Raw genomic sequence first — 25464 nt, 5'->3', positions numbered from 1 at the left:
TTGATCACCTTCCATAATGGTTGGTGGCCCTATTTTCAGTTGGCGTTTCTGGCCCTGTTTTCGGTCGGCGTTAACAGCGTAGCGAGCTCATGGGGATGAGCTCACCGGAACCGCGCGCGACGCCAGGCCCCGTCCAGTACAACCGGGGGCTGGCTGTGGCAGCGGTATCGAAGTACTCCACCCTGATGCGGCATGTCTGGCCGGCTGTCGCTGTTACGTTGCCGTCCGGGGACCAATGGGAGGCCGCGTTTTTCCAGTCATCAAGGACAAGGTTGTCGTCGATCCAGATCCGGGTTCCGTCGTCCGCCTGGGTCTGCAGGTGATATACGTTGCCTGTCGGGAACGTGACCAGACCCGTCAGCGGCAGTGACCAACCATCAGCCGGAATATTGGCGATCGGAGCCGACAGACCCCAGTCTCTCGAGATTGTACCATCGGCAGTGCCAATGCCAAGCCCGTAGGCCTTGGGCGTGCCCGCCAAGCTGACGTTGTCGAAGTACGTGGCAGGTCGAGTCAGCCACATCTCGACTCTAGAGCGAAGCGCCCACACCCTCGCGCCTTGCAATAGCGTGCCACCGGAGATAGTCGGTGCATTTCCGGCAGTATCTGTCAGGGCGCATCATCCGGATTTCGGTTTGGTACGGTTTCCCACAGCGGCACGTGAACCAAGCCTTTTGAGCTGAGCCAGGGTGCACGTCGGCAGGCGTGAGTGCCCCGTTCATCGTCGGATGCCACCGGGATGCAACTTCTGGAACTGCGCTTCCGAGGTCTGTCTCGCCTTCAACAATTCGTCTGCCTGTGCATTTTGTGCAGCCAACCCAGTGTCGGGTTCGGACCGCGACAACGCATTGGTACTCATGCCCGTTTGGGCAGAGCCACCAGAGCTTCTTCTGCGAATGGGCAAAGATGTTCTCTGCACGCAGGCCATCATTAAGTGTTGGGTGAAGCTCGAATGCAATCGATGGGTACACGGCCCCCAGGTCAGTTACCCCGGGCAGCAAGCGTCTTGAGGTGCAGATTGGGCAGTTGCCGTCTCGCCGTTGTCGGTCGCGAACCGTCGAGCTGAAGGGATGCCCTTTATCGCAAATCCACCAAACCACGTTGCGGTACTCGTCTACCAGTGGTGGCGGTTCTGGCGAAGAGTTTCTTTCGGGGTCCCATTGCCGAGCGAACTGTGGGTACTTCGAGCGAACATCTATGACGGCACGGTATCGATGGGGGTCTCTGCACCCTGGACAGCTTGGATGAACGACGAACTGGTAGACGGGTCGCTGAAACTCATGACCTCGGTCTGGACAGCGCCACCAAGCGTCATATGCTGAGCCAGCCGATACCGTGTGAATTTCGCGGGGCGCATTGCGAATCGGATTCCAGAACCTCGCCGTGAACGGGTGCGTCGCTTCCAAATCGCTCAGCCCGGGTATTGGACGCTTCTGGTTGCAGAATGCACAGACCGCCTTTGCCGCTGCTACTTTCACCTCGCACATGGATGTGGTTACATGCCCGTTAGGGCAAATCCAGGTGCAGTTTCCCCTATCCCCGCTTCTGAGGGTGTCGAAGGGCCGGCCGAGGCCGTGCCACCAAAACTCCATGCGCAAATCGCCCCGCGTGTTGCGCAAGGAACTATAGGCGCTCGGCTTATCCATGCGTGTGTACACAGGTTCAATATGCATTGGGGAGTCAGGGCTGTTAAATTCCGGGAATCCTGGCGTCACGCCGGAGCGAAGCTGTGGCCAAGCCGAGTAGTCGATACCGTCCAGGCATAGGTCATGCCTCCAGACTTTTTCAACCGGATACGCAGCTTCCCGTTTCCCGTCTGGCTCATCCCGCGTCGCGGTCGCCACCCGGAAGAAGGTTGGGCGCAACCAGATTCGCAGCTCCTCCGCCAAGCTGCCGGTGGGGCCGCGCACTTCCCGGACCAGCACTTCGCCCAACAGGTCGAGCACATCGGTTTTGGTGTTGGTCGGGCTTAGGAGGCTTGTCAAGAATCGCCCGGAAAGCAGCTGTTTCAGGAGCGCTACCGTTGTGGGGAATGTCTCCGCATACCGGTGAGATTCACGGTCGTATTTTGGGTGCGCTGCGAGCGGGAAAGCCTCGTTGTGTCCGTCGATTTCTGCCCATGAACAGACAACTCTCCAAAGCGTCGTGAACTGGTAGGTATCGAAATTGGGAAGGCGCGCAAGGTGGGCCAGGGTTTGGTTAGCACGGCGGTAGCTTGGGAAAGCGTCAACGGAAATCTGAGATGACGTGTCAGTGCCGGGCCCTACCCAACGGTTGTGCTGAGAACACACGAATCCGCCGATATGTGCGCATTGGGCGATGCTCACACCCGCGGCGCAAAGAACGCAAAGGAAGAAGCTATCGCCGAGGAGCGCCGCGCAGTCACACACGTGAGCCGAGCAGCTTGGGCTCGCCGCCAAACGTTGGCGTTCGAACCAACCCCTTGGCAGCTTCCCGAGGTCTTCCACTGAATTTACGAAATCGTTCTCCGCATCCTCGGCACCATCGACAACTTGACGTCTGCCGTGTTCGAGTCGCGAATGGGTCAGAAATTCAATTGAATTGGCGTGGCTAAGCCTGTCCCAAAAGCTATCTACGGTTTCGAGGTGACGGACTCGCGTCCGCATTGGAAGCTCACCCATCTGCGTCATCATCAGTTAGCTTTCAGCGATTGCTCCGCGTTCAGCGGCGATATCTAGAGGGATTGAGTCCAGCAATTCGCGTGTGATTCTCTCCTCGCCGTGCTCGTGGATAGAGTCGGCGAAGAGCAATTCGATGGCCGCCGCTCGCAGAAGAAACCCGAGAGAGCCGATGGACCCGTTGGTCCTGCTGAAGAGGTACTCTTCTTCACCCTCAAGGCATCGCCCCTCACTTTTGATTAGGCCGAGCCCTGATTCAAACGCTTCAACAGTCGATGTCCAATTGTCACGAGCATCCGAGGAGCCGTATGAGTGCGGCAACATCCGGCGGAGCGTGAACCGCCCTGCAATCTGCATTCCTTCGTCGCCTGTGAGTAGGTCGTTCCCTTCGAGGTTCAGACCGCAGTAGATGAACGTGGCAGGGAGCACGTTCGAAAGGCCTTTGAGAGCACGGATGGCGTCTCTGGTGTTTTTCGATGTGGAACTTAGATTGTGAACCTCATCGACAACGATGAGGGCTGTCTTTCCTCGAAGCATGATTTGGGTCGCCATATAGGTGAGTTCTTCGAGCGTGTACCTGGGGCCTCTGGGTATTCCTAAAAAGTTGCAGAACTGCTGCATCATGGACTTCGCCGTTGCGACGGCCGGAACCTCGAGGTAAACGAGAGGTATCCTTCCCTCGGCGCGTGGCTCCGGATAGTCAGCCAAATACCGATTCATGGCAGCGTGGAGAATCGCGAAGGCTGTGTGCGTCTTTCCAACTAGAGAAGGCCCGCTGAGCAACAGCCCGTGTCGCCCTGCAGGCTTTCCGTAGTTTGTGAGCAGCAGGCGCCGTATATCAGTCAGCGCGGCTTTGACAGCCGGAGTGTCCACGGTTAGGTCGCGGTTGAGGTAAAGCATTCGAGCGTCGTCGTACACCTCTCTCTCCTCACCGCTCAGTCGCAGATACTCCTCCGCTGTCAAGACTCTCGGCCTGTTCGAGATTCGTCTCAGGCGCGCCTCCAGCGTGGGCAGATCAGTGACGGATTCAGTTGGAGAAGCATCAAGCAGTTTCATTAGAGCGACTCGTTCCCATCCATTAACCCGTCGGGTTTCGTGCCTGTTATCGCTAGGGTTCGGTCAACGTACGGCAGCCGGTTGAGAGCTTCGCGTCTTGGCACTGCCATAGCCTCCGGGCGAGGCACATAGTCACGCGCAACCAGTTTGTCGGCAGTCTCCTTCCGCCCCTTCTTTGTGGCAGCCTTTGCAAGTTCTGGTTCCCGGCGTTCAAGAATCTGTTGGAGCGCAACGATGTGGTCGACGCTTCCTCCCAGTCCTTGCGCCCGGGCCAGTTCGCGCGCGGATTGCCAGGTTTCGGTGAAGAAGGGTGAGTTGAAGCTGTCAATATTCTTCCAACCGCATTCCATCCATGTGGCCTTTTCGTAGTTCCGCACCCACACCACGGCTGGGCTGTATGGGTCGAATCGGACTTCCCACTTCCCCTTATCTGATTTTCGTGGCGATTTCGTCGCGCGGAATGGATGCAGCTGTTCGGAGTCGTATACGCGATTGCCAATGTGCACTCCATCTCTTTGAATGGTGCGCGCGGTCGACGGGAGCAGCTCGATGTAGTCGGACTCCGAAACGGGGAGTGTGAGGCTTGGCGACACACCGATAGACGCCGTGTACATCTGGTTTGGTGTCAACAAGATTGATGGTGCGAGCGGGTCGCGCAATCCCCGGTGGGGGCGGTTCTGCCAGATGCGGACAATCCACTCTTCGAAGATTTCTTGCAAGGTCACGATGGAGTACAGGCGTTGTCCTTCAACTTTGTAGCCTCTGTTTCCTGGCGAGTTGCCGACGTATCCGTTGAGGTGTTGAGTGAACAGGCTGTTGATACTGCCGAATGTTCTTTCAACTTTGGCTTTGTCAGTTGGCGAGTAGGTTGCCGACTCCAAAATGGCGATGCCGTACTTTGCGCAAGCGGAAGTAAATGTGGGGGTCAAAAAGTCGCTGCCGTTGTCGGTTGTGATGGTCTCGGGAACGATGTACGGCATCGCGAGCGCATCTGCGAATCTCTCGTCAAGTGAGAGCAAGTGTTCGAAGGGGAGGCCCGACTGTGCCATTTTCATCTGTTCAGTGTGGTGTGGTCGGAAAGGCGCCGGCACGAATGCTCGAGCGAGAAGCAGCGCCTGGTCGACGCCTTTCAATGCCTCGGGACGCATCACGAACGAGATGATGCTGCATGTGAACACGTCGATGATGATGGAGACGGTAACGCGGCAAGTCCTGCCCTGCTCATCTAGTGCAAGTACATCCATCTTCGTCGAGTCGATTTGCGCGTATTCTCCTGGTCGAGTGGCCCTGAGTTGCCCGTAAGTGTGCTTGGGGCTTCGGGCGCGTGACCGTCGAGATGTGGCCAGCCCGAAGGTCTCTTTTCCGGCGGTGAGTTCGTCCAGATACCGGTACATCGTCGAGATGTGCGGGAGTTTCAAGTCGTTGCCGTATCGCCGGCGGAGCACTTTCACCGCGTCGCCGATGACTTTGCCTCGGGTGACGCTGGACCGGTTTGTTTGGTCCTCCACTGCGTCTTGCAGGACTTCCACGATGCGCTCGTCTGCGCGGTTGAGTGGCCCTTCGGTGCGGAGTAGCCGCTTGTCGACAAGACCCGCGAACCCCAGAGTCTCGTATCGACGGACTTTCCGCCGGACTGTCCGCGCTGAAACTTTCAGCCGGTACGGCGGCCGCGACAGTTCAGTGACCTTCGATTCAATACGACGATATAGAGCACGCACGCCCGGGTCGTATCTGACCCGCGTCTTCTCGCTCGGTTCGGCCGAATATCTGCGCCCGTAGAGCACTTCCTCAACATGCTCGCGCCAGAACTCGGCATCGTCGTTCGCTTTCTGATTCATGGTCGCGACTGAAGATATGTCTGCGTCGCTTGCTATCGGCACTGTTTCTGTCGATTCCAGTTGCCCGCGCATGAAGAGCTCGGTGATGTGCATATGCCGACGGTCGCGAGTTTCGAGGTTCCGCAGCGTGAGCGTCGAGTTCGCAATTTCAACAACGAGGTAGTTATCTCCGTCGAGGGTGAGCTCGCTGCCGAGCTGCACCTGTCTAGGCATACTGCACCGCCTGAATGAGATGTTGCGGTGACAGCGGTGCACGCATGTCTACGGTGAGGGCTCGGCGCCAGAGAAGGTGATAGCTCCAGACAAGGACTCGAGCGGGATTGCACTGCGGAAATGCGGCGGCAAGGTCGCTGATTCGTCGCGGTTGCGCGCAATAGTCAAGCAGCCGGAGCTCGAACTCGACCGGAGGCGCATTCCGCGGGTGGCGGTATCTCGCGAGCCATTGAATGTTCTTGAGGTAGGTGGGCTCTATCCAAGCGAAAACGTCGTAGTTCCATCCGATGCCTTCGCAAACTTCGCGAGTAGCGAGAAATGACGCTTTTGCTCTCTCGTCCACCCGAATGTCGGGCCGAACGTCGAGGACACTTTGCGTCCCGTCTCGGCGAACGAAGAAGAAGTCCGGGACGTGAGTAGATGGCGTTTGCTTGCTCCCGAAGTCGATGAGGAAGGGCTGGGCGGCGACTCCCGCTACGTCACCGTCGAAATCGAGGACCATGAGCGCTGTCTGCTCGAATCCGGATTCAAATTTCACATGCTGTGCGGTGCCGGAAAACCAGTAGCTGCCGTGGAAGTTACGTCGCCCTGGATACTTCGCGCCGACACGACTCGCTGTGTTCGTGTCGAAGTGCTCGTGGAGGAGAGCGGGGGTGGGCCTGGCAGCGTGTTTCTTCTTCTGGGAATCGAACCAGCGAATGGTCGACGAGAGGATTACATCGGGGGCGTCTGTTCCCGGCGCCTGAGTCAGTTGCGCGTTGGCTACCAGTGCGCCCGACATCGGGATACCTATTGCCCTGCAACGAAGTGCGTCCGAAATTGAGTGCCGCTCACGTTCCCAGTAGTACACCCGTGTTGACGCGGTCTCGCAGGAGATGGTCGGCGTGTCGAATTCTCAGCGCGTGTGATGCCCATCGCTTGGGCGCGCACCGGTTCAAGCCCGACTTCGGCCAATTCGTCAAGGGAGACTCCCTGCGTCACCATTCGACACCCACCTGTGCGCGAAAGGCTGACTCCAGCGCCTCTGGGTCGTCAATGAACGTCACTGGTCGCGCGCCACCAAAGTACGTCGTCGGCGAGTAGAGCCAAAACGTCAAGCCTCGGAGTGAGTAGCCGAACTCGGCAGCGGCGGCAATGAGCGGCTGGACGAACGCCGCGACCTGATCATGGTCGGGCCCGAACTGGCACCCAGGGAAGGCCAGCTCGTCTTTCCACGTGAGACCGATGAGTTGGCCGGACGTAAACATTTGGCGCACAGGCGCGTCGCTCTCGCCAATCATCTCAGCGACCTCAGAAGCGGTGAACAGGCCGTCGCCGGCAGCGATATTTTGGAGCGCGACCTCAGCAGTCGCCTTCACGAGCTCCATCCCCGTGAGGCGTTCGATGCGCTGGATAGTCGAGGTGTGATGCCAGTAGCACTCGGTGAGGTAGTCGTCTGAAATCATCGTCCACCGCCCGACTTCACCGACTTTGCATGCGTCAAGGGTGCGCAGTGGGCGTTCAACATCGTTGATGCTGGCACTCCGTCCGACGCCTGGGATGCGGGTGATGGTGCCCCGCATGAGGTTGACGATGTGGGTACTACCGAGGGTCGTCACGCGCAAGATGCCGCCCTCGTCACCAGTGAGCTCGTCAACAGTCTCCATCTGGCCCAGCCTCCCCCGCGAGCGCCTCCGGAACACCGTTGACCCGCTCAGCGCCTTGGCTGAGTACACAGACCAATAAATTAAGTTCCTGACCACCGATATCGTCGGGGACTTCGACGATGGCAACCACCGTTGATGTCGTCCGGTCTGTGAACAGAACACCCGGAACGCCAAGGTTGATTCTCAGCCACATGCTTCGAACAACAACGCATTCCATTAGGTGAAGCAGCTGGACCGGGTGGCGGTCGCCCCGCATCGTCTCGTACAGCCCGTCGCCCACTTTCGGGAGACGAACGAGAATTTGGCGACCGAAATCAATGAGGTATCGACTACTCGACTCCGTCACCACAATGAAGTGGCCAGTCGTTGCGTGCACTAGCGAATCCATGGCTGCTCCCTATGATGCAAACCAATTCGATGCGTTAATAATAATTACCAACCTGGGCGACGTCAATCCCTTGAGCCTTCGAAATCAGAACTGGACGCTGCTGCGGTAGCACTACTGACGCGCCGGCTCACCCCAAGGCCGCCGAGGAGTTCCTCGACACGGTGTTGGATGTCATCGCGACCGCGGTCTCCACGGCGGATGTGGTCGCTGCCCGAAGCCCCATGCTTGCTGCGGAATGGGAACGGCTTGACCAGCCCTTCGATCGGTCCATCCTCGAACGAACACTCACCATGGCCCGGGATCTGAATTCCACTCCGCACGATGACGCTGTCAACGCCGACCTCCACTTCGACCAGGTCCTCGCTGGAACACGAGAGCCATGGCTGGCCGTAGACCCCGTACTACTTCGCGGCGACATCGAATACGACCTTGCCCGGATCCTGTGGACTCGGCTGGACGAGATGAAAGATGATGCTGAAGTCTTGTTCCACTTCGACACCGTCGTCCGCGAGGCACAACTCGACCGCAAACGGGCATGGAAATGGGTACTGTACCGCAGCGTGGACTACTGGCTGTGGGGCCTGGACAATGGCCTCACCACCGACCCCGAGCGCTGCCGAAGGTTGGTGGCGATCTTTGCGGAACACGAGCCGAATAGTAAGAGGGATTCCGTCGTCCGCTGAGCGTTCCCCGTACGGGACGACGGCGAGTGTCGACCTGGGCGCGGATGAGTTGTGTGCGAGCGCGGAAAGCGACTAAGGCCGCGCACGGGGTTCGTCCGCGCGAACGCCCGGCGGCCAAGAACGTCTCCGGCCGGCAGCTGCCGCCACACTCCGGGCAGAGGTGCTTGCCCTTGTCCGTGCGAGGAAACACTGCTCTAGATTCCCGTCAACGCAGCGTATTTCCCTGAGCCGTTCAGTGCGGCGTAGAGCGTCTGGCGCGACACCCCGAGGTCGCGGGCCACCAACGCCTTCGGCACTCCAGCGTCGATCCGCTCGCGGGCCTGTGCGATCTGGTCCAGTGCGAGCTTCGGAGCCCTCTCGTATTTTCCGTCCCGTTTCGCGATGGCGATGCCCTCTGCCTGTCGCTCGCGGATGGTCTTGCGCTCCAGCTGGGCGATCGCGGCGAGAACCGTGAGCATGAACTCGCCCTGAGGGGTATCTGAATTCAGAGCGGGATTGTCGACGAACTCCAGCGCGACTCCCTTCGCTTTGAGCTGTTCGACGAGTGCGAGAAGGTCAGTCGTCGAACGTGCGAGGCGATCCGGTGACTTCACGCGCACCTTGTCGCCATCTCGCACGTAGGCGAGCATCTCCTGGAGCTGTGCCCGCTCATGGGCGTTCTTGCCCGAAACCTTTTCGGAGTACATCTTGTCCACCGCGCCGAGCGCTTCTACCTGCCGCACTTCGTTCTGGTCGGCGGCGCTAACTCGCACGTAGCCAACGACCTGTCCTTTGTGTCCAGTCATGTTCAAGATCCCCCGTCGCTTCTGTGCAATTATATAGGACAGCCACCCTGATTGACGCAAATTTCGGGCGATCTGGACCTGCTCAATTGGGTACACCCTGATGGACAGCGAACTAGGGCGATTCTCGCGCCACCCAGCGGCAGTCATGGGAATCGCCCTGAACGATGTGGGAAAGCGTTTTCACATCCGACATCCGACATCCGTCGCACTGAACTTCGATTTCAGAGGATCGCAGGTAGCGATGGAAGTTTTGGTGGCAGTCGGAGGAGCTCACGTATTTCCGATGGCTGGTACGGAGGGTTTCGGCGGTGCGCGGCCGAGTGGCAATTGCTGCAGAGTGGCACGAGGTCGCGGATTGGGTCAACTAGGTAACCGGGGCCCATTGCAGAGACAGGGATCCGGTGGTGAACTTCGATAAAACCCGCCGCGGCCGGACCGTAGAGTTCTCCAAAGTCGAGTCCGCAGACCCAACATTTGGCGCCGTAGTGACTGATGCAACGCAGGCGATTGATTGGGTTGCGTTCGTAGCGGTTCACTTTGACAGTGCTCACCGCACCTTCGGGCAGTGGGTCGAAGGAGGTCAACTCCGTCCCTTCGTCCTGTTCGAGGAGCCCGTTCAGCGCCAAGGCTAGAGCGGGGGACGCCACACTGATGAGACTGCGGGTGATCTCGTCGGGTGTCTGTGCCGGGATCCGTGCCCAACACTCGATTCCGAAGGCCCGCCAGAGGCCGGCGGGCGGTTCTCGCGGGTCATCGAGCATTTCATGGTTGACGGTGATTGTTAGTGCCACGTCCTGGGCGCAGATTTCCTCGACGGCGCTCCGCCACGTGTCAGGGTTGTCCTGGGCCCACCGCCCGAGCTGGCGAACGAGCGCGCCGGCGGACTCCTCAGGCATTACGGTCGCGGCGGCACTGGTCATTGTCCGCGACAGGGCGATGACCAGTCCGCGGCCGGCCTCAATGCCGGCAAGGCGTGCTCCCGTCCCGGCAATGCCAGCTTGAGATATCATGCAGGGCTCCAGTATCAGCGTGGTGATGGCGCCCAGTTGCGCGAGCGTGTTCTCTACGGTGTGCTTCACGGATAGGTCGGGTCAGGCGTCGTCGGGTGTACTAGGGGAGGGCAGGTCCTTGACGAGTTTGCGCAGGTTACGGCTGATGTCGACGCGGATTTCTTCGAACATTTCCTGGGATTCAGCGTTGGTGGCGTCGAGCTCGGCTTGGGCCATCGCATAGAAGAGGAACTCGATGGCCTGGGCCATGGTGCTGTTGGACGCGACCGGGAGGTAGGCCTTTTGGTACCAGTCGTGCCCGGCGTTCAGTTCGACCTGGAGGATGTTGTTGGTTGAGAGGGACATGTCCCAGAGCACACCGTCCTTGAGGGATTCGCGGCGGACGACGTTCATAGAGGCGAATTCGTCCTCCACGGTGACGTTGATGATTCCGGACGGTTTGCCATCGGCTCCGATGACTTGGACGTTGCCGGTCTTGTTCACCATCACAACGGCACCGTCGGAACCCGCGGTGATGGTCGGAATGGTGAGGTTGCCTTTGAGCCGGCCCAAGGTGATCTCGGTCGGCCGGGTACCGGTCAAACCGCCGGCGGCGGTTATTGCGTTTCCGGCCCGGGAACGCTTGTTGGCTTCACGCCGGAGCGGTGTAAGGATGTCGGTTAGCTGCTCAATGAGTGTTTCATCGATGTGGACTCCGGACTTCTTGATCCCAACCCCGAACACGGGGTCAAGCTGGGCATCGAAGGATAGCTCGACCCTGAGGTTGTTGATGTGTGTTTCGGCCGCTCCGGTGCCGAGCCAGCTGGGCCCGTCGATGAGCCGGCCTTCCCGGTACAGGTAGATTCCTTGACGTGCCAGCGATACGTCGGCTTTCTTCCATACCTGAAGATCTTCAACTTCGTCTTTGCGCGGCAGGATGAAGGCGCGCAGTAACGCGGTGTGTTGGCCTCCTTCGGGGAGCTGGAAAGTGAACTTCTGCTCCTTGACCATGTCCCCGCCGGCACCTGCGCCTTCGGCAAAGGGGTCCCAGGCAAGGAGTTTGTCACCGTTCAGGTAGATGTTGACGTTGCGGGCCCTAATGTCCTCCGGGTCAAGGAAACGCTGAAACACCATGCGGAGGTGCTCGCGCAGGGTCGCTTCGCTGCGTTTCATGGCGATGGGGCGGTTTTTTGCTTCCTTGCCGTTTCGGGTCCTGAGGAGTCGGTCGATCTTTTCCCAGAGGATCACCGTGCCGGCTGCCGCGTCACTGCCAGAGAAGGAAGACAGCTCGTCCAAAGCATTGTCGAGTGCCGCGGCTTCGGTAGCGTCGGCGACATCGTGTTCCAAGACCCAAAGCCCGGTTTCTGCCACCGTGTCAAGGTCCCACGCCGCTGCGAAGGGCCGTTCGGCATTGAGGGGACGCGAGACCACGACCAAGCGTCGGCAGAACTGTGTGGATGCTGTCTTCAGTCCAAGGCCGAACTTGCTCAGGCTGTTCGGGTTCTGTTGCTTGTCAGCGCCGTATCTCATAGCATTTTCTAGGCCCTCGAGGCCCATCCCGACACCGTCGTCGGCGACCTCCACGATGGGTTCGTTCTCTGAGTCCAGTCCAATGCTTATAGACACATTCTGTGCGCCGCCGGGGCCGATCGAGTTGTCGACGATGTCAGCGATCGACGCTTCGAAGGTATATCCGGTATCCCGGAAACCTTCGATGACCCGCGTCGTGTCGGGAAGGACAATCTTCGTTTTCTTTGCCATGTTTCAGTCCTTCGTGTCGATAATGATCATGCGCCATCCATTGCGCAGTACTTTTTCCGTCGGTGCTGGCGCGGCCAAGTCTTCGGCCTCGTGGAGCACGGCTTCAATGTCTCCGAAGCCGTTGCGCCGGAACGCAAGCACGTCTCCCGCCGACGCTGATAGGGCGCGCAACATCTGGGTGGTGTGAGTCAGCCGGTACTCGTTGCGAGTTCCTTGGTCGTGTGTCTTGCTGTTGTAGTAGATGTAGCGCAGCGGCCAGTGCTGTCCCGTTTGCGGGGTTGCGACGGTCATCCAGAAGTCAGGATTGTAGACCGTGGCGTCCAAAGGGGGAAGGAACGCGAGGATGTCTGGATTCTTCGGGATGGTGATCCCTCCTTGGTGGGCCCCAGTCAGGCCGAGATCGTTTGCGCTGAGGAGTTTTCTAACTTCTCCAAGCCGTGTCATCCTGTGGGTCCTTCTTTAGTGATGGCCGCCCCGTCATCCACGTGCCGTGCGAGGGCGCGCTTCCAGTCAGCGCGCAGGAGTGCATCTTCTTCCACGGTGTTTTCGTAGAAGAGGTGGTGGACGGTGACCGGCAGGGTCTGTTTTCTGCGGTGGGCGCGTGCCGTGGCTTGGCTGGTCACCGCCGGGTTCCATTCGGGGTTGAAGTGGATGACGTGGTTCGCTGCCGTGATGTTGAGCCCGACGCCGGCCGCCTGGGGGTTCAGGAACAGGGCCCCCGCACCCGGGAACGCGGTGAAGTGGTCGATGATCGTTTGGCGGTCCGATACCGGGACCCTTCCATCCAGAACGGCTAGGAATGCCTCGGGGCGCGCGGTCTTCACGGCCTCGAAGATCCCGTCCAGGGCTCGTTGGAACGAGGCAAAGACCAAGACTTTTTCCCCGCTACTGAATGCCTCTGAGATGATTCGCAGGGTGTGGTCGATTTTGGGGGAGATCGTCTCTCCGGGGTCCCAGCCATACCCGTCTGCATGGGCGCACAGGACCCGCAGTGCCGTGATGGCTGCGAGGGGGCCAGCGCTGGCGTCCGCCGTCTGGGTGTAGCGGCTTGTCGCGTGCGGGGTCAGCTCGAAGGCTGTTTCGATGTTGATCAGTTCGGGCAGGTCGGTTGCGACGTCCGCGACAAGGCGCCGGAGGGTGACCGGAGCGATGATTTGTCCCAGAGATTCGGCTCGTTCGAGTTCATCAGGAAAGGCTTCTTCGAACGCTTCCCTGACGCCAAGCAGTGCCGGGACGACGAACTCGGCAATGGACCACACGTCAAGCAGACGGTTTTCCACCGGTGTGCCAGTCAGAGCCAGAGAGACCCGGCGGTCCAGGGATTTGACGCTTTGGGAGCGGCCCGCCTCAGGGTTGCGGATCATCTGCGCTTCGTCCAAAGCGAGAACGTTCCATGCAATGTCGCTGAGGAAGCTGAGGTCGCTCACCAAGGTTTCGTAGGAAGTTATGACGACGTCGTATCCGACCAAGCCGCTTGCCACGCCGTTGCGAAGCGGACCTGCGTGGGTAAGGACCGTCAGGGCCGGAGCCACGTGTCCAATTTCCCGAGACCAGTTGCGCAGCAGCGACGCGGGACAAACGATCAGTGATGGGCCGTGGTCGCGCTGGTCCAGCAGCAGGGCGATCGCCTGTGCGGTTTTGCCTAGGCCCATCTGGTCCGCCAGCAACGCGCCGACGCCGCGTCCGGCCATTGCTACCAGGAACTCTGCGCCAATTTGCTGGTAGGGGAACAAGTCGATCCCGAGACCCAGAGCCCTGAAATCTCTGGTTACCGTAGCTGGCAAGAGCCTGTCATCAGATCGAGTGTCATCAACTACCAGCCCGGCCCCGGAGACGTCGGCCTTCACTGCTAGGTAAGTGCCGAGTGAGATCCCGGAATCCTGGTCCAGTGCGTGTTTGTCGAGCAACGCGAAGCAGGCTCGGACTGCGGCCAAGTCCAGCGGATGCCAACGGGAGTCGTGGATGACGCCCTGGGCATCCGCGCCGGGAACAGGGATAAACACCGTGCCCCGTCGGACACCTACACATACACGGGCCATATCTGGCAACGCTCCGCGAAGAACCACAACCGGGGCCAGTGCGATTCGGCCAAAGCGCAGTTTCGTGGCCTGATGGATGTCCTGGCTGGGGCCAGCGGCCGCTCTGGCAATTTCCTGCACAGTGGCGGGCCGCCAGATGGTTTGCTCGCTCACGAAGAGTTGGGCATCCTGGACTTTCCACTCAGCCATGGGCGGACCGTTCGCGGCGGATGGCTAAACGTTCACGGAACTGGACCTCGATGATGAAATCATCCAGTCCCATAAGCCAGTGCTGCTGCTCACGGCTGAATCCCTGGCTGTGTAACTCGCGTGGGATGACGAGCTGGAGGTTTTCAGCCTTCATCTCGGCTGTCTGGTCCTCGGAAATGGCAGGCTGGAGCGTGAGCAGGTGTTTTTTCGGGATCCGGTCTGCCTCATTGAGCACCTGCCTCCACCGGTCTTTTAGCGTGGTTTTGGAGCCCAGCATCGTCAGGTACGAGGGTGGGAATGTCCGGTCGTCATAAGCAGCTTTGGAGGGGAACAGGAAGTCGGGTTCCTTCTTACCTTCCGTCTTGGCCTTCTTTACGTACCGAACGTCGTTGGCGCTCAGGATGGCAGAAATATGCTCCTCCAAAGACAGTCCGGCCCGAGACTTTCGGCGATTGTGGACGGAGAGAGACAGTTTGAGAAATGCGTCGACGTCCACCCCTCCGTCTTGTCCAAGGAAGCCGTTTGCGATGGATTCACTGATGCGGTGCTTCTCCAGAGTGCGGAACATTCGGTGTTCCATGCTCACCCAACACATGAGGGTCCCATCCGGATCCTCAACCGGTTCGGAGTACTTGACCATAGAGCGGGCGTACTTAGAGAATTCCAGAGTGGACGGCCACATCGTTTTGTTGAAGTGCCGAAGGATTGAGTCGAGGAGGCTGTCGTCGTCAAGGGTCACTTCTATGCCGAGCAGGGCGAGGAGTTCCTCGCTGGCCATTTCCTCCCGACCGGGCTGTTCGTCCATATCGGTGGCGACGAACAGGGCTTCGTCGGTTCGCTGGACGTCGAAGATCCATTGCAACTGCCGCAGGATCGTCGATCCTTGTTGGGCAATCACAAGAATTAGGTTCCCGTCCTTTTCCTTCGCGAGAAAAAGCACGTCCCCGGCCGTGGCGCGGTAGATAACGTGGTCGGCCTCCGACAGATACAGGAGCCGGAACTCCGGTCCCCTCGTTTCGTCTTTTTCCCGAGTGTCGTACCAAGTCAGGGACGTTTCAAAGAGCTCCGGCATCTCCTCCAGCTCATCATCGAGATACGCCATTTTTGTCGGCAGGTAATTCTTGCCCACAGGCGTGCCCAAGAGTTCCCGGAATCCTTTGCTTCCGTTGAACTCGTGCTGGTTGGAGGAGAGCTTGTTGACGTCGACGTCGGCCAGGACCTTGACGGCGAAGCCCTCGAAGTAGTCCCCAATATTGATCACGGCTCAGGCTGCTGCTGCCGCGGCCGTTTTGGCAGAGTCTTCATGTGCGCCGGCGGCTTCAAGGTCGGCCTGCTCGGCATCGAGGATCGCCTTGACCTGCATCAGGTGCGGTTTCATGATTCGGGCAACTTCTTTGAATACGGGCACGACCACGCTGTTGCCGAACTGCCTGTAGGCCTGGGTATCCGAGACGGGGATGACGAAGGAGTCATCGAAGCCCATGAGGCGGGCGCATTCTCGCGGCGTGAGCCGGCGCGGACGCTGTCCTGGCTGCTCGACCAGGATCTCCGAGCCATCCTTGTGGTAGCGGGCGGATAGGGTGCGGGTACGGCCTTCGGAGTTGACGAGCCCGAAGCCGAACCCGTTCCCGGCGGCCTTGTGCTTGGCGGCGTAATTCTGCAGGTATGTCCACAGATTCTCCGTCAAGGTGAACTTATCGTTCACCTTTCTTTCTGCGTGGTTAAAGTATTTGTCGCCGTCATGCGGCAGAATAGGCTCGGTGCCGTCGGTGCGGTGCAGGATGTCCCCGAGCTTATGGCTCGTCTTCTCCGGCAGGACCAGGTCGTCCCACGTGAACTCGGTCTTACGTGCAAACCCGACGATGATGATGCGCTCACGGTGCTGTGGGGTGAAGTGCCCACCGTCGATCACTTTCTCGTATACGTCGTAGCCCAATTCATCCCGGAGTACCGACATGATGACGGCGAAGGTGTGGCCCCGGTCGTGGGACTTCAGATTCTTCACGTTCTCCAGTACGAACGCTGCAGGGCGGGTGGTCTTGATGATCTCTTTGAGTTCGAAGAACAGCGTCCCCTGGGTCGGGTCGTCAAAGCCGTGAGGGCGTCCGAGTGAGTTCTTCTTACTTACGCCGGCGATGGAGAACGGCTGGCAGGGGAATCCGCCGAGGAGGACATCATGGGCTGGGACGATGCCTTGCTGGCCGACAATATCCCCGATGAACTCGTGCCCGTCACCGAAGTTCACCGTGTACGTCTTCTTGGAGAATGCATTCCATTCCGACGTGAACACACATTCGCCGCCATGTTTTTCGAAGCCTTGGCGAATTCCACCGATCCCGGCGAATGCGTCGATGAACGTGAAGTCCGGGTTCTCGTGGAATTGCACAGAGGACGGCGTCAGCAGCGATTCCAGCGCCGCGCCGACGAAGGGCTTCGGGGCGTTTTCACCGGTCGCCCATCTGGCAATGGTGCGGGTGTCCACGCCGAGGGCTGCGGCCAGCTCGGTCTTCTTGAACCGTTCCAGCGCGTGGGCGAGAAGTGTCTGGACCTGCTCGGGAGAATGTGGCGTCATGTTGACATGTTGTCAGGGTTTTGACCTGGGGCTCGAAGGCGCGCCGATCGAACATTAATTCGATATGAACTTTGAGATTAGCGCACGCCGAATTAGTGCAATATCACTCTCGCCGTCTTGTACGCCGCGCTGCTAAGCAGATCGCCAAGTCTCGTTAGGAACGCGGATTGCCCGGAGTGGAGTGGATGCCACGTCAGGCGTTCTTTGACGCCTCTGATGCGGCGATTCTTTCGTAGTGTTCGACGTGTTCGATCAGCGTTGTTTCAACAGACCTGCCCACGGTGGCAAGCGTTGCGACGTTCACCATGAGAACGTTTGCTTTGTCGGTGTACGGAGATTCAACTGTTAGCTGAACTAGTTGCATCTTGGATTGATCAGGAATGCGGACACTGTAAGTAAAGAAGACTCCGGTAGTTGTAAAAAGGTCGAACATCCAGGTCGTCTCCTTATGAATCAGAATCCACACACCGTCTATGCGATTTCGTTGATTGTATGTACAAACTACAGTCGGGAAATTGCCATGAGCTCCAACTGAAGCTGTTCCGCACCGCTATCTGAGAAATCGCGCGAGAGAATCCTCGACCGCACCAAGGTCGCGCAATTGGCACTCCCACACAGTCATCACGCCCCACCCGCTGGCGACTAGGTCCGCTCGATTTCGAGCATCTCGCGCGACTGTGGCGAGCCGTTTCTGCTCCCAGAATTCGGAGTTGGTTGCAGGTTTAACCTGACCGAATCGGCACGAATGCATGTGCCAGAAGCAGCCATTCACGAACACCACCCGTTTTCGCCTTGGGAATACGAGATCTGGCGAGCCAGGGAGGTCCCGAACGTGAAGCCGGTACCGGTAACCGAGTGCATGCAGCCGTCGGCGAACCACCATTTCGGGTTTTGTATCTGCAGAACGAATGCGCGACATATTGAGACGGCGCTGCTGGGGAGTCAGTACGTCGACCATGAATTGAGGGTACGCCGTTGACCCGTGGAGTGGCCTTGGGCGGTTATCCACAGAGCGCCTGTTGACGCCGACCGAAAACAACCGGTGATCGCGAGGCTCAGCGTCGCGCGTGGTCTTGTCGTCGCCGCGACGATCTTAGGGTCTCGCACCGCTTCTCTAACCGAATCCCAGTGGTCATTGATTGAGCCTTTAGTCGGCCTCGTATCCGGCGGGCAGGTTGCCGAACCAGCCCGCGGCGAGCCGGTACGCCGTAAAGCGGTGCTCGGGGTCGGCGTCCTCTCGATGGATGTGCAACACACGCCCACTCGGTTCAGTGACCACGACTTTGGAGTCGGGGTCGCTAGGGTCCGCGACGATCATGTAAGGCTGAGTCTCCATACCTCTCACGCTAGCGCTGATCGCATGCTCTGGCGGGATGTAGCCATCTGCCAATGATTCCGGAGCATAAGCCGCGCAATCGGAAGTGAATGCGACCACTTGGTTGCGTGTTGGACTTCCGTGCATGAAGTTGGTTTCTGATTCGGAGGACACGCGAACACCGCTGAATACCGTGGCGGGATCCTTAGCAGTAGTGGCTCACTCCGGGTGATGCTGGCCCGGAAGCCGGCCGTGGACGAATGGGCGGCCGTCTCCAACTGGGTCGATGACGTCATTAGAGATGCGAAAGCCGCGACAGGTATCGCTGTCGCACTCGCGCCGTTTCAATCGTTCGGACCGGAGCGTGCAGATTCTTTTCTGAGAAACGTTTTGATCGGGCTTGAGCGGGCAGCCAACGCAACGGCCGTCGGCAAGGATTTGGGCGTGATCGCGTCCGAGGACGATTCGTACAACACGGATTTTCGAGGGTTGGCCGCCACGCGGGCGACCGCCGCCCATGGCGACGGCGGTCGTGGCGCAGGCCGACTCACAGAGCAGGGCATGCTTGGAGCATGGAACACTCTGATCAACGCCCCGCTGCCGAGGTTCGAATTGGTGACTTGGTCACGCTCTGGGACGGCACCGGGTACCGGGTCCGAGAGGTCACTCCGTCCGCCTCCGACAAGAAGATTGAGATCGAGGCACTCGTAGAGGTTGTTGTCCCTGGTGGACCCGAACTTGGTCGCCGGTTCAGGCTCGGCAAGCAAGCCGGGACGATGCTGATGGTCGAGCGTGCTGGCTGAAACGGTCAGAGTCTGCGACTCAACTTGTTTGCTGGACTGCCGATCAGTATCTTTCGCTGGTCAGCGGAACGGCCGGGTCGGCTAATCACGTGTCCGGAAACCGATAGCCGGCACCTGGTCTACACGAACGCTGAGCGGGGTCTCACATCTGCAGGAAGCTCCCCAGGATGGCCACGAGCGCCTGTGCGTCGCCGCCGTGCATCAGCCAGTCCACCGGTGTCATCCGTTCGCCGTCGACCCGCAGATCCTCTTGTGGGGTCCTCATGAAACCCTTGATGCTCGCGGGGTGCATGTCTGCCGGGAGACCCTGTATCAGCACCGTGAGACCCGGGAGGACCGGTTGCGCTGGATCGCCGGTGAACTGCCAGAGCGGGTAGCGGCGCTTGCCGCCGGCCAGGAAAGCGTAGAGGTCGCCCTTGGCTTGGCGCCGGCGCACGCGTGCTGCGTCGACGCTCAGCACCTCGGCAACCTCGGCCACACTGAGCGAATCGATGATGACCCCCAGCCGTGTCGTGCGCTCCTGCTTTACCAGGTCGCCTCGTGCGAGGCTGGCCTCGGTCTCGGCGAATTCTTCTTCGGTGAAATCTCCGGACTCGATCAGGAACGCGACCTGCTGGTCAGAGAGCGCGCCGCCACGGGGCTGGCGCTTCGTTATCAAGTCAGTCATTTCTCGAAGAAGGCTGACCACTAGCTTATCGTCGTGACCCTGTGCCTCGGCGGCATCACGGAGGCCCTGGAGGCTCTTCTGGACCTCGGTGTTGGTCGTTGCGTCGGGCATTCGGGACTCCTTCGCGCCGTGACTTCTTCTTCGTAGGATACTGAAGTCATATTTTCCGCGCGGCACTCTGAGGAATGAACATGGCTAAGACTTTTGTCGATGGGAACGACCGCCTCGACGCCCTTTTGGCGCAGCCTGGAATGGCCGAGCGAGTCGCCGAGATCCACGATCGCGCCGATGAGGAAGATCGTGCTGCTGCTGAAGACGCTTTCAGAGGCTGAAGCAATAGGCTGACGCCGTGACCGCATCGACGCCCGGGAGGATCGAGCGCACGCCGCCGCGCTCGACACGGTTGCGCGACTTGAACGACCCGAGCGTGCGTGACCAGATGGTCTCGGAAGCACGCGCTGACGCGGAAGCGACGCTGCTGCGCAAGGGGCGCGCCGCTACTCGTACACGACAAGGCACATAGCAAGTTGCTACTGCCTGGTCGAGCTACTCAGAGATGCAATATTGCTCAGGAGTTTTCGACCCGCTGCCGTTTCTCGCGGCCCAGCACGGTCAGCGGGGTCAGCCTGGACCAAGGCCAGTGGCGCTCGCCCTTCGGCATCAGCGTGAACGTGAGCGACGTCTACGCCCCGGCCGCGGCCACGCTTCCGCCGGCCGTCTTCGGCACGTAATACTCATCGCACGGGAAACCACCGGCCATCAACCGCGTTTGCGTCGCGATAGCCTCTGAAACGTCCGCTGAACCCAGCTCACCGTTGAGCTGCCTCGTGTACAGATCACGCAGAAAAATCTCGTATCTGGTCATCAGATATTCAAGGTCGGCCCATTTGATGTCATAGCCGGCCTTCACGAACTCGAGCTCGCTGATCTCCTCACGGAGACGCCGTTCACGGAGCGCGTTATATGCCCGTGCGCCCTCGGCCGTGAACACTCGCGTCTTCGGTGTGGCGGGCGTCTTCGGCTTGCCGGTCACCGCCCACCCGAGCAGCCCCATAAAAACCAGAACGCCGAAGCCAATCACGGCGAGGACTGAGAGAAAAAGGAAGAGGATCACAGCTGAAACCTAACACCTGCCGTGGACCGTCTCGGTGCGCAACCACAGGCGGAAGGCCTCGTCGGCGGGGCTTTCGGGAGCTGCCGGCTCGAATGGATCAGCGTGGCACCCAGCGAGGAACCAGCAGGCAGACACGAAGCGAAGCCAAGCAGGCGCGACCCTTCTAGCCGGATTCGTCGCCTACGCGACGCAGGTCGGCTCGTGGGCTATCGCTTCGCGCGACGCTCTGCTTCCCCGACGAGTTTCGCGGCGTGCTCGACGAGTGCCTGGGCAGCGTCTTGGCGGACACCGGCGGTTCCATATTGGTAGCTGCTTTTGTCAGCCAGCAGCGCGTTGAGATGCTTGCGCGGCGCCGTGTCCGGCTGAGTCGCTTCCACGAGAACGGCCACGGCGTCGATGTGGTTTCCGCTGCGGGAGCACTCTGAGAGGACAACGCCGCAGATGACGTCTGACGCCGCGATACCCGCGTGCACCGCATTCGAGCCGGCCACCTTCCAGGAAGACACGGTGTTCTCTTCGACGTACATCTCCGCTGCATCGAGGAACTTTCGTGCGTCTGCGAGCCGAGCCTGGATCGCGGCACGGTCCATGCTCTGGCGCTTGGAGGTCTGGCGTGCCATCACTGGTGCTGGAGCACTGTCGGGAGCACTGTCGGGAGTTCACCGATCAGGACTTCGCTGTCGTTCAGCCACAGATCGACAAGCGCGTCACCGCGGCCTGCGGATTCCACGAGTCCGCCCACGGTGATCTGGATCACCTGGGCCGGGTTACCCGTCCAGAGCTCTACGTTTCGCCCCAACTCGTAGACGAAGTCCTCACGGAGACTCGCGGGTATCTCGTTCGGGTACACGACGAGCAGGTCGACGTCGGAGTCAGCCGTGGCTTCACCTCGTTCGACAGATCCGTAGAGGATGACAGCGGTGCCGGCCGGGGCGCTGCTGCGGGCGAGATTGCGGATGCGCTGACGGAGCTCGGTCAAAGCGTAAATCGCCGTCTCCACGGTCGACCAGAGTAGATGCGCCCGATTCACCCGGTAGAGCGTCTCCGCCTGTCGGGTCGTAGCGAGCACGAGCCCGGTCTGGGTCAGACGTGCTAGGGCTCCCTGCACGCCTCTGATGCTCACTGTTCCGCCGAGGAGACGTTCGATCTGGCGGCCGTTCACCGACGCATCCCCGCGCGCGAGGGCCGTCAGGACGGTGCCCTCAGTTCGACCGAAGACACTGACAAGTGGCATCCCGAGATCCATCGAATCCTCCAAGCGGGCTGTGAAGCTGATACCTCCATGTTACATGTGATACCGAAAGGGCTCAAGTGTTCAGGGAACTCTCGGATAGAGGACGAGCCCTTACGCCGGCTTCACGTCTCGTGGTCTCAGTCGCAGGCGAAGACGTCGAACTGGAGCTGTCCGCAGTTATTCGACGGTAGCTAGGGCATGCCGAATCGGCGCAGCAGTGCCGTCACCCGGCGAACGAATCGTCGACGAGAGCCCGCGCAGCTTCGCCGACCTCCTCGAGCAGACCTTCGCGGATCGCGTTGGCAGGGGTGTCGTTGTCCAGCCGCGGGTTGGCACCGACGAACCATAGCCGGGCGACTTGCTCACCCTCGGCCGCGGCGATCTTCTGCCACTGCTCGTAGGCGAAAGCGAGTCGGGTTATGGATCCGCGGGGCGGCAGGAGACCGTCCTCTGTGGCCCATCCGTGCGAAGCCTTGGGATCGTCCGAGTAAGCCAGGGCCGCCACGAGGGTTTCGCCCAGGGCTGCGTTCAGGCGCCTGGTGATCTCGCGGATACTCGGGTCTGTCTCCACGTATTCAGGCTCTTCGAGAGCTTCATCTAGCTCGCGCAGCTGGGCGAAGGCCTTCATTCGGTCAGCGCGTTGAGTCTTCTCTGTGGCTTCGACCCGAGCGGCGTTCTCAAACTCGCGCCCGATCCGGGCCCAGTGGCGGATCTGCTCGGCCGCGCTGCGCCTGACAACTGCGCCAGCTGATTTTGCGGCCTCAAAGAGGTCGCGGTCCACTCGCACCTGGATCATTGAGCTCATGCTGCGACGGTAGCAAATTCCGACAGGAAAAGGTGCCGTGACAAAGCTGGCTCGCTCCCTCAGATCATGACGATTTCATGGCTTCGGGTACCCGACTCGACGGCTTGATAACTTTATCAACGGGCCTGTCTCTTGGGTTGGCTGCTTCGTACGCTAGGAGTATGACGAACTCGGCAATGCGCCCGCTGCGGCGCTCGGCGCACAAGGAATTAGTTGTGTTGGCGTTACCGTCGATCGTGGCGCGCCTTCAGAAGGTCCTGGGGCGGGATGTAGTCGCGGTCATCACGGGGAAGACCCCGCGGCAAGTCTCGCGATGGTTCGCAGGCGAGGCGAAGCCGACCATGCACGCCCAGCAGTTGTTGCGCGACACCTTCGAGATCGTCGAGCTGCTGTCGGAGGTCGACTCCGACGAGGTCGTACGGGCCTGGTTTATCGGCATGAACACCCAGCTCAGAGACGCGGCGCCGGCAGAGGTAATCGCCGAGGGCCGAGTTCGTGACGTGATGGCGGCGGCCCGCGCTTTCGTCAATGCCGGCTGAGTCGCTGCCAACTGATACGGCTCTGCTGGAACTACTTGGACGCACCAATTGGTTTCGCGATCGCGCGGAATATTTCCCGAAGCCCATCGAGATCCTGCTTCTCCATCGCTTCCCTCGATGCCTGGTCGTTCGCTGCGCCACTTATGCCGCCCCAGTCCAGCTCGTAGCCGGCCCGCTGGGCAATCTGCGTCCAGAAGATCCGTTGCGCCCGTCCGTTGCCCTCGCGGAACGGGTGCAGGTAATTCACCTGGTCATAGTGATGCGCGATACGGGTCGCGAACTGCTCTGGTTCTAAGCCTCGGAGAAAGTGTTCTTCGGCGAGTTCCTGAAAGGCGAACCCGGCGCCGGACTCGAGGCGCGAGACCGGCATGAAGAACTCTGCAGCTGGGCTGCCACCTTTGCGCAGATCGACAGTGCGTAGCTCCCCCGCCCAGTCGTAGACGTCATGGAGTAGCCGCTTATGGATAGCTCGCAGCTGATGAAGATCACCTGTTGGCTTAATCGGGTGCTCTGCTAGCTCGATCGCAGCAAGCGCTGTGAGCTCGGCTTCGTGTGCATCGAGGATGACCTGTGCCGTGGCGCTGACCCGGTTGCGCAGTATCCCCGTCGCCGGGTCTACATACGGGTCGACGAACACGTCAGCGGGCTCAGGCAACGCCATTGCGCGCACGGACTCGGCGGCCTAGCTCAGTGAGGCTTATGGCGCCACGAGCGTACTCGGCGGCGTCTGCAGTGAACTCGTCGCCGACGCTGAGGCCTTCCATCTCGCCGCTATGCACAGCGTCCTCGACAGCACGCTGGCGAGCCTTGGACGCGGCGCTGTTGTCAGCAGCCGATGCGCTCATGACGGCCTCCTTGGCCTGGCTCGGTGTGCAGATGAGGAATGAATTCGGACGTCTAGCGGTCGTCGCGGCGTGCGATCGGGATCGGCCCATCGGGTGGTTCGGTCATCCACCGCCGCTCGTTTGGCGTGCCGATCAGTTCGTCCATCAACGCTCGTCCCGCTAGCGAGTTCCAGGGGTCGGTACTCGCAACGACGGTGTTGGCCATGTGAAGCGATAAGAGCACCGCGAGCAGCGAGTCGATGCGGGGAGCACCTGTGCCGGTCTCGATAGCTCGAAGGGTATCCCGTGTGATGTGGGCACGCTCGGCCAGTACCGTGGCGCTGAGGCCCTGGAGTGTCCGCCAACGGGAGATGTTCGAGCCGAGCTCCTTGAGCAGACGCGTGCGTGCCGGTGAACGTCCGGTGACCATGGTTGCTCCCCTCGGTTTGACAGGTGTAACTGTCAATAGTGGCAGCTATTGGGCGCTTTGTCAGTCAAAAATCCAGTCTTAGCTCCTCGTCGACCTCCGCCGTCGTGTACGTGCGCTCCTCGCCGGACTATGGGCGCCGCTTCGCTCGGGCAGCGAACTCGTCGAGGACCCGGACGACGTCCGGCGCGAGCCAAATCCGGTTCCGTCGCCCGGCCGTGATCTGAGTCAGAACGCCGGCGTCCACGAGACGGTCGATGGCCCTCTCTGTCAACCTTGGGTAAGGCACCGGGATCGTCCCGAATAGTGTCGTAGAGGGCGGGGAAGGATTTCCCCTTGATGAACACAGTGATGGCAGGACCCAGCTCGACCGGGCAGGCTGTCGGGATGGAAGATGTTCCCGATCCCCAGGTTCCCGAGCGTGCTCGGCGGCGGACCTACACGGCCAAATACAAACGCGACATTCTGGCCGAGTACGACCGTCTCGACCGGCAGGGCCGCGGCGCGCTTCTGCGCCGGGAGAAGCTTTATACCTCGTTGGTGAGCGCGTGGCGAGACCAGCGCGAGAAGGGGGTGCTGGTCGCGTTGGCGCGGCCGGCGGGCGCGCCGCCGGCCAGCGTCGCGGAGAAGGACGCGGCCCGGCTGCGGCGAGAGAACCTCCGGCTCTCGGGCGAGTTGGATACCGCGCGGCAGGTGATCTCGATCCAGGGAAAACTCTCGGCTCTGTTGGATCAACTCTCGACCAACAGCAGCGAGAAGAACACCGAGAAATGATCGACGCCACCATCGCCGAGCTCGTCCCGCTCGTGGGCACGAGAGACGCGTGCCGGGCCGTGGGACGCTCCCGGGCAACGCACTACCGCCACCACCGCCGGTCCCTGGCACCGCCGTCAGCGCCGCGGCCCCGGCCAGAGCCGGCGGCGCAACCGCGCGCGCTG

At 60.3% G+C, this 25464-nt stretch carries 30 protein-coding genes; 5 read left to right on the top strand and 25 right to left on the bottom strand.

Translation table 11 applies throughout. The annotated features are described in order from the left end of the window. Positions 1 to 70: 70 nt before the first annotated feature. From QN350_RS20015 to QN350_RS13210, 7 genes are all read right to left on the bottom strand, one after another. A complete protein-coding gene (locus tag QN350_RS20015) occupies positions 71 to 523 on the bottom strand; it encodes a PA14 domain-containing protein (protein ID WP_416347734.1) in 453 nt (150 codons plus the stop codon). Positions 524 to 530: 7 nt separating this feature from the next. Continuing rightward, on the bottom strand, positions 531 to 1487 hold the full coding sequence (locus QN350_RS20010) for a zinc-ribbon domain-containing protein (protein WP_416347735.1): 957 nt from the start codon (positions 1485 to 1487) through the stop codon (positions 531 to 533). Positions 1488 to 2657: 1170 nt separating this feature from the next. After that, positions 2658 to 3695 (bottom strand): TniB family NTP-binding protein, encoded by a 1038-nt coding sequence (locus QN350_RS13230; RefSeq protein WP_323516559.1) that lies wholly within the window; start codon positions 3693 to 3695, stop codon positions 2658 to 2660. After that, positions 3695 to 5734, bottom strand: a complete 2040-nt coding sequence (locus QN350_RS13225; protein ID WP_323516558.1) for a Mu transposase C-terminal domain-containing protein — start codon at positions 5732 to 5734, stop codon at positions 3695 to 3697. Before QN350_RS13225 ends, QN350_RS13230 begins: the two co-directional genes overlap by 1 nt. 4 nt (positions 5735 to 5738) lie before the next feature. Further along, positions 5739 to 6527, bottom strand: coding sequence for a TnsA-like heteromeric transposase endonuclease subunit (locus QN350_RS13220; protein ID WP_323516556.1), 789 nt, complete (start codon positions 6525 to 6527; stop codon positions 5739 to 5741). 196 nt (positions 6528 to 6723) lie between these two features. After that, positions 6724 to 7392, bottom strand: coding sequence for a hypothetical protein (locus tag QN350_RS13215; protein ID WP_323516554.1), 669 nt, complete (start codon positions 7390 to 7392; stop codon positions 6724 to 6726). Then, positions 7379 to 7672 (bottom strand): hypothetical protein, encoded by a 294-nt coding sequence (locus QN350_RS13210; RefSeq protein ID WP_323516552.1) that lies wholly within the window; start codon positions 7670 to 7672, stop codon positions 7379 to 7381. The genes QN350_RS13215 and QN350_RS13210 overlap by 14 nt, the downstream gene beginning before the upstream one ends. A 269-nt stretch (positions 7673 to 7941) precedes the next feature. Here QN350_RS13210 and QN350_RS13205 point away from each other — a divergent pair, with 269 nt between their 5' ends. After that, on the top strand, positions 7942 to 8463 hold the full coding sequence (locus QN350_RS13205; RefSeq protein ID WP_323516549.1) for an aminoglycoside phosphotransferase family protein: 522 nt from the start codon (positions 7942 to 7944) through the stop codon (positions 8461 to 8463). Between the two features lie 194 nt (positions 8464 to 8657). On the opposite strand, the gene QN350_RS13200 is transcribed toward QN350_RS13205, so the two are convergent. The 10 genes from QN350_RS13200 to QN350_RS13155 all read right to left on the bottom strand — a co-directional run bounded on the left by QN350_RS13200 (position 8658) and on the right by QN350_RS13155 (position 18134). Further along, positions 8658 to 9248: a recombinase family protein gene (locus QN350_RS13200; RefSeq protein WP_323516564.1), complete on the bottom strand. Its 591-nt coding sequence runs from the start codon at positions 9246 to 9248 to the stop codon at positions 8658 to 8660. 221 nt (positions 9249 to 9469) lie between these two features. Then, positions 9470 to 10327 carry an HNH endonuclease gene (locus tag QN350_RS13195; protein WP_323516547.1) on the bottom strand — a complete coding sequence of 286 codons (858 nt, stop codon included), beginning with the start codon at positions 10325 to 10327 and terminating at the stop codon, positions 9470 to 9472. 12 nt (positions 10328 to 10339) lie between these two features. After that, positions 10340 to 11998 carry an ATP-binding protein gene (locus QN350_RS13190; RefSeq protein WP_323516541.1) on the bottom strand — a complete coding sequence of 553 codons (1659 nt, stop codon included), beginning with the start codon at positions 11996 to 11998 and terminating at the stop codon, positions 10340 to 10342. A gap of 3 nt (positions 11999 to 12001) precedes the next feature. Beyond that, positions 12002 to 12442, bottom strand: coding sequence for an EcoRII N-terminal effector-binding domain-containing protein (locus tag QN350_RS13185; protein ID WP_323516538.1), 441 nt, complete (start codon positions 12440 to 12442; stop codon positions 12002 to 12004). Next, entirely contained in the window at positions 12439 to 14226 is a 1788-nt protein-coding gene (locus QN350_RS13180; protein ID WP_323516536.1) for a DEAD/DEAH box helicase, read from the bottom strand. Before QN350_RS13180 ends, QN350_RS13185 begins: the two co-directional genes overlap by 4 nt. Beyond that, positions 14219 to 15487, bottom strand: coding sequence for a type II restriction endonuclease (locus QN350_RS13175; RefSeq protein ID WP_323516533.1), 1269 nt, complete (start codon positions 15485 to 15487; stop codon positions 14219 to 14221). The genes QN350_RS13180 and QN350_RS13175 overlap by 8 nt, the downstream gene beginning before the upstream one ends. Positions 15488 to 15490: 3 nt before the next feature. After that, positions 15491 to 16798 (bottom strand): DNA (cytosine-5-)-methyltransferase, encoded by a 1308-nt coding sequence (gene dcm / locus QN350_RS13170; RefSeq protein WP_323516532.1) that lies wholly within the window; start codon positions 16796 to 16798, stop codon positions 15491 to 15493. A 193-nt stretch (positions 16799 to 16991) separates the two neighbouring features. Continuing rightward, complete coding sequence (locus QN350_RS13165) at positions 16992 to 17231, bottom strand: hypothetical protein (RefSeq protein WP_134404526.1); 240 nt, start codon at positions 17229 to 17231, stop codon at positions 16992 to 16994. Positions 17232 to 17348: 117 nt separating this feature from the next. Next, complete coding sequence (locus tag QN350_RS13160) at positions 17349 to 17756, bottom strand: very short patch repair endonuclease (protein WP_323516529.1); 408 nt, start codon at positions 17754 to 17756, stop codon at positions 17349 to 17351. Between the two features lie 189 nt (positions 17757 to 17945). Continuing rightward, the gene (locus tag QN350_RS13155; RefSeq protein ID WP_323516526.1) at positions 17946 to 18134 is read right to left on the bottom strand and encodes a hypothetical protein; all 189 of its coding nucleotides are present in this window, start codon (positions 18132 to 18134) and stop codon (positions 17946 to 17948) included. A 551-nt stretch (positions 18135 to 18685) separates the two neighbouring features. Here QN350_RS13155 and QN350_RS13150 point away from each other — a divergent pair. Next, positions 18686 to 18916: a hypothetical protein gene (locus tag QN350_RS13150; RefSeq protein WP_323516523.1), complete on the top strand. Its 231-nt coding sequence runs from the start codon at positions 18686 to 18688 to the stop codon at positions 18914 to 18916. 142 nt (positions 18917 to 19058) lie between these two features. Here QN350_RS13150 and QN350_RS13145 read toward each other — a convergent pair whose 3' ends face one another. After that, positions 19059 to 19694 (bottom strand): hypothetical protein, encoded by a 636-nt coding sequence (locus QN350_RS13145; RefSeq protein ID WP_323516518.1) that lies wholly within the window; start codon positions 19692 to 19694, stop codon positions 19059 to 19061. 80 nt (positions 19695 to 19774) lie between these two features. Between QN350_RS13145 and QN350_RS13140 the strand changes: the two genes are divergently transcribed. Beyond that, positions 19775 to 19915, top strand: a complete 141-nt coding sequence (locus QN350_RS13140) for a hypothetical protein (RefSeq protein ID WP_323516515.1) — start codon at positions 19775 to 19777, stop codon at positions 19913 to 19915. Between the two features lie 350 nt (positions 19916 to 20265). On the opposite strand, the gene QN350_RS13135 is transcribed toward QN350_RS13140, so the two are convergent. From QN350_RS13135 to QN350_RS13120, 4 genes are all read right to left on the bottom strand, one after another. Further along, positions 20266 to 20697 (bottom strand): hypothetical protein, encoded by a 432-nt coding sequence (locus tag QN350_RS13135; RefSeq protein ID WP_323516513.1) that lies wholly within the window; start codon positions 20695 to 20697, stop codon positions 20266 to 20268. Between the two features lie 206 nt (positions 20698 to 20903). Then, positions 20904 to 21317 (bottom strand): hypothetical protein, encoded by a 414-nt coding sequence (locus QN350_RS13130; protein WP_323516511.1) that lies wholly within the window; start codon positions 21315 to 21317, stop codon positions 20904 to 20906. Beyond that, a complete protein-coding gene (locus QN350_RS13125) occupies positions 21317 to 21931 on the bottom strand; it encodes a nucleotidyltransferase domain-containing protein (protein WP_323516509.1) in 615 nt (204 codons plus the stop codon). Before QN350_RS13125 ends, QN350_RS13130 begins: the two co-directional genes overlap by 1 nt. A gap of 223 nt (positions 21932 to 22154) precedes the next feature. Continuing rightward, complete coding sequence (locus QN350_RS13120) at positions 22155 to 22736, bottom strand: TA system antitoxin ParD family protein (RefSeq protein ID WP_322138206.1); 582 nt, start codon at positions 22734 to 22736, stop codon at positions 22155 to 22157. A 161-nt stretch (positions 22737 to 22897) separates the two neighbouring features. Between QN350_RS13120 and QN350_RS13115 the strand changes: the two genes are divergently transcribed. After that, entirely contained in the window at positions 22898 to 23275 is a 378-nt protein-coding gene (locus QN350_RS13115; protein ID WP_323516507.1) for a hypothetical protein, read from the top strand. 31 nt (positions 23276 to 23306) lie between these two features. On the opposite strand, the gene QN350_RS13110 is transcribed toward QN350_RS13115, so the two are convergent. Genes QN350_RS13110 through QN350_RS13100 form a run of 3 tightly spaced genes read right to left on the bottom strand, consistent with a single transcriptional unit; the run spans position 23307 to position 24529 of the window. Next, positions 23307 to 23912, bottom strand: a complete 606-nt coding sequence (locus QN350_RS13110; protein ID WP_323516505.1) for a Fic/DOC family protein — start codon at positions 23910 to 23912, stop codon at positions 23307 to 23309. Between the two features lie 10 nt (positions 23913 to 23922). After that, the gene (locus QN350_RS13105; RefSeq protein ID WP_323516501.1) at positions 23923 to 24120 is read right to left on the bottom strand and encodes a hypothetical protein; all 198 of its coding nucleotides are present in this window, start codon (positions 24118 to 24120) and stop codon (positions 23923 to 23925) included. Between the two features lie 52 nt (positions 24121 to 24172). Further along, the gene (locus QN350_RS13100) at positions 24173 to 24529 is read right to left on the bottom strand and encodes a helix-turn-helix transcriptional regulator (RefSeq protein WP_323516499.1); all 357 of its coding nucleotides are present in this window, start codon (positions 24527 to 24529) and stop codon (positions 24173 to 24175) included. 333 nt (positions 24530 to 24862) lie between these two features. Between QN350_RS13100 and QN350_RS13095 the strand changes: the two genes are divergently transcribed. Next, positions 24863 to 25300, top strand: a complete 438-nt coding sequence (locus QN350_RS13095) for a hypothetical protein (RefSeq protein WP_323507939.1) — start codon at positions 24863 to 24865, stop codon at positions 25298 to 25300. The last annotated feature ends 164 nt before the right edge of the window (positions 25301 to 25464 follow it).

This window comes from Cryobacterium sp. 10I5, assembly GCF_035019865.1.
Lineage (GTDB): Bacteria > Actinomycetota > Actinomycetes > Actinomycetales > Microbacteriaceae > Cryobacterium > Cryobacterium breve_A.
This window is presented reverse-complemented; position numbering and strand designations above follow the sequence as displayed.

Excerpts from the sequence above, each read along its gene's own strand:
- QN350_RS20015 (WP_416347734.1), bottom strand. The coding sequence starts at position 523 with ATGTGGCTGACTCGACCTGCCACGTACTTCGACAACGTCAGCTTGGCG.
- QN350_RS20010 (WP_416347735.1), bottom strand. The coding sequence starts at position 1,487 with ATGTGCGAGGTGAAAGTAGCAGCGGCAAAGGCGGTCTGTGCATTCTGC.
- QN350_RS13230 (WP_323516559.1), bottom strand. The coding sequence starts at position 3,695 with ATGAAACTGCTTGATGCTTCTCCAACTGAATCCGTCACTGATCTGCCC.
- QN350_RS13220 (WP_323516556.1), bottom strand. The coding sequence starts at position 6,527 with ATGTCGGGCGCACTGGTAGCCAACGCGCAACTGACTCAGGCGCCGGGA.
- QN350_RS13215 (WP_323516554.1), bottom strand. The coding sequence starts at position 7,392 with ATGGAGACTGTTGACGAGCTCACTGGTGACGAGGGCGGCATCTTGCGC.
- QN350_RS13200 (WP_323516564.1), bottom strand. The coding sequence starts at position 9,248 with ATGACTGGACACAAAGGACAGGTCGTTGGCTACGTGCGAGTTAGCGCC.
- QN350_RS13190 (WP_323516541.1), bottom strand. The coding sequence starts at position 11,998 with ATGGCAAAGAAAACGAAGATTGTCCTTCCCGACACGACGCGGGTCATC.
- QN350_RS13185 (WP_323516538.1), bottom strand. The coding sequence starts at position 12,442 with ATGACACGGCTTGGAGAAGTTAGAAAACTCCTCAGCGCAAACGATCTC.
- QN350_RS13180 (WP_323516536.1), bottom strand. The coding sequence starts at position 14,226 with ATGGCTGAGTGGAAAGTCCAGGATGCCCAACTCTTCGTGAGCGAGCAA.
- dcm (WP_323516532.1), bottom strand. The coding sequence starts at position 16,798 with ATGACGCCACATTCTCCCGAGCAGGTCCAGACACTTCTCGCCCACGCG.
- QN350_RS13165 (WP_134404526.1), bottom strand. The coding sequence starts at position 17,231 with ATGTTCGACCTTTTTACAACTACCGGAGTCTTCTTTACTTACAGTGTC.
- QN350_RS13160 (WP_323516529.1), bottom strand. The coding sequence starts at position 17,756 with ATGGTCGACGTACTGACTCCCCAGCAGCGCCGTCTCAATATGTCGCGC.
- QN350_RS13155 (WP_323516526.1), bottom strand. The coding sequence starts at position 18,134 with ATGGAGACTCAGCCTTACATGATCGTCGCGGACCCTAGCGACCCCGAC.
- QN350_RS13150 (WP_323516523.1), top strand. The coding sequence starts at position 18,686 with ATGGAACACTCTGATCAACGCCCCGCTGCCGAGGTTCGAATTGGTGAC.
- QN350_RS13145 (WP_323516518.1), bottom strand. The coding sequence starts at position 19,694 with ATGCCCGACGCAACGACCAACACCGAGGTCCAGAAGAGCCTCCAGGGC.
- QN350_RS13140 (WP_323516515.1), top strand. The coding sequence starts at position 19,775 with ATGGCTAAGACTTTTGTCGATGGGAACGACCGCCTCGACGCCCTTTTG.
- QN350_RS13130 (WP_323516511.1), bottom strand. The coding sequence starts at position 21,317 with ATGGCACGCCAGACCTCCAAGCGCCAGAGCATGGACCGTGCCGCGATC.
- QN350_RS13125 (WP_323516509.1), bottom strand. The coding sequence starts at position 21,931 with ATGCCACTTGTCAGTGTCTTCGGTCGAACTGAGGGCACCGTCCTGACG.
- QN350_RS13120 (WP_322138206.1), bottom strand. The coding sequence starts at position 22,736 with ATGAGCTCAATGATCCAGGTGCGAGTGGACCGCGACCTCTTTGAGGCC.
- QN350_RS13115 (WP_323516507.1), top strand. The coding sequence starts at position 22,898 with ATGACGAACTCGGCAATGCGCCCGCTGCGGCGCTCGGCGCACAAGGAA.
- QN350_RS13105 (WP_323516501.1), bottom strand. The coding sequence starts at position 24,120 with ATGAGCGCATCGGCTGCTGACAACAGCGCCGCGTCCAAGGCTCGCCAG.
- QN350_RS13100 (WP_323516499.1), bottom strand. The coding sequence starts at position 24,529 with ATGGTCACCGGACGTTCACCGGCACGCACGCGTCTGCTCAAGGAGCTC.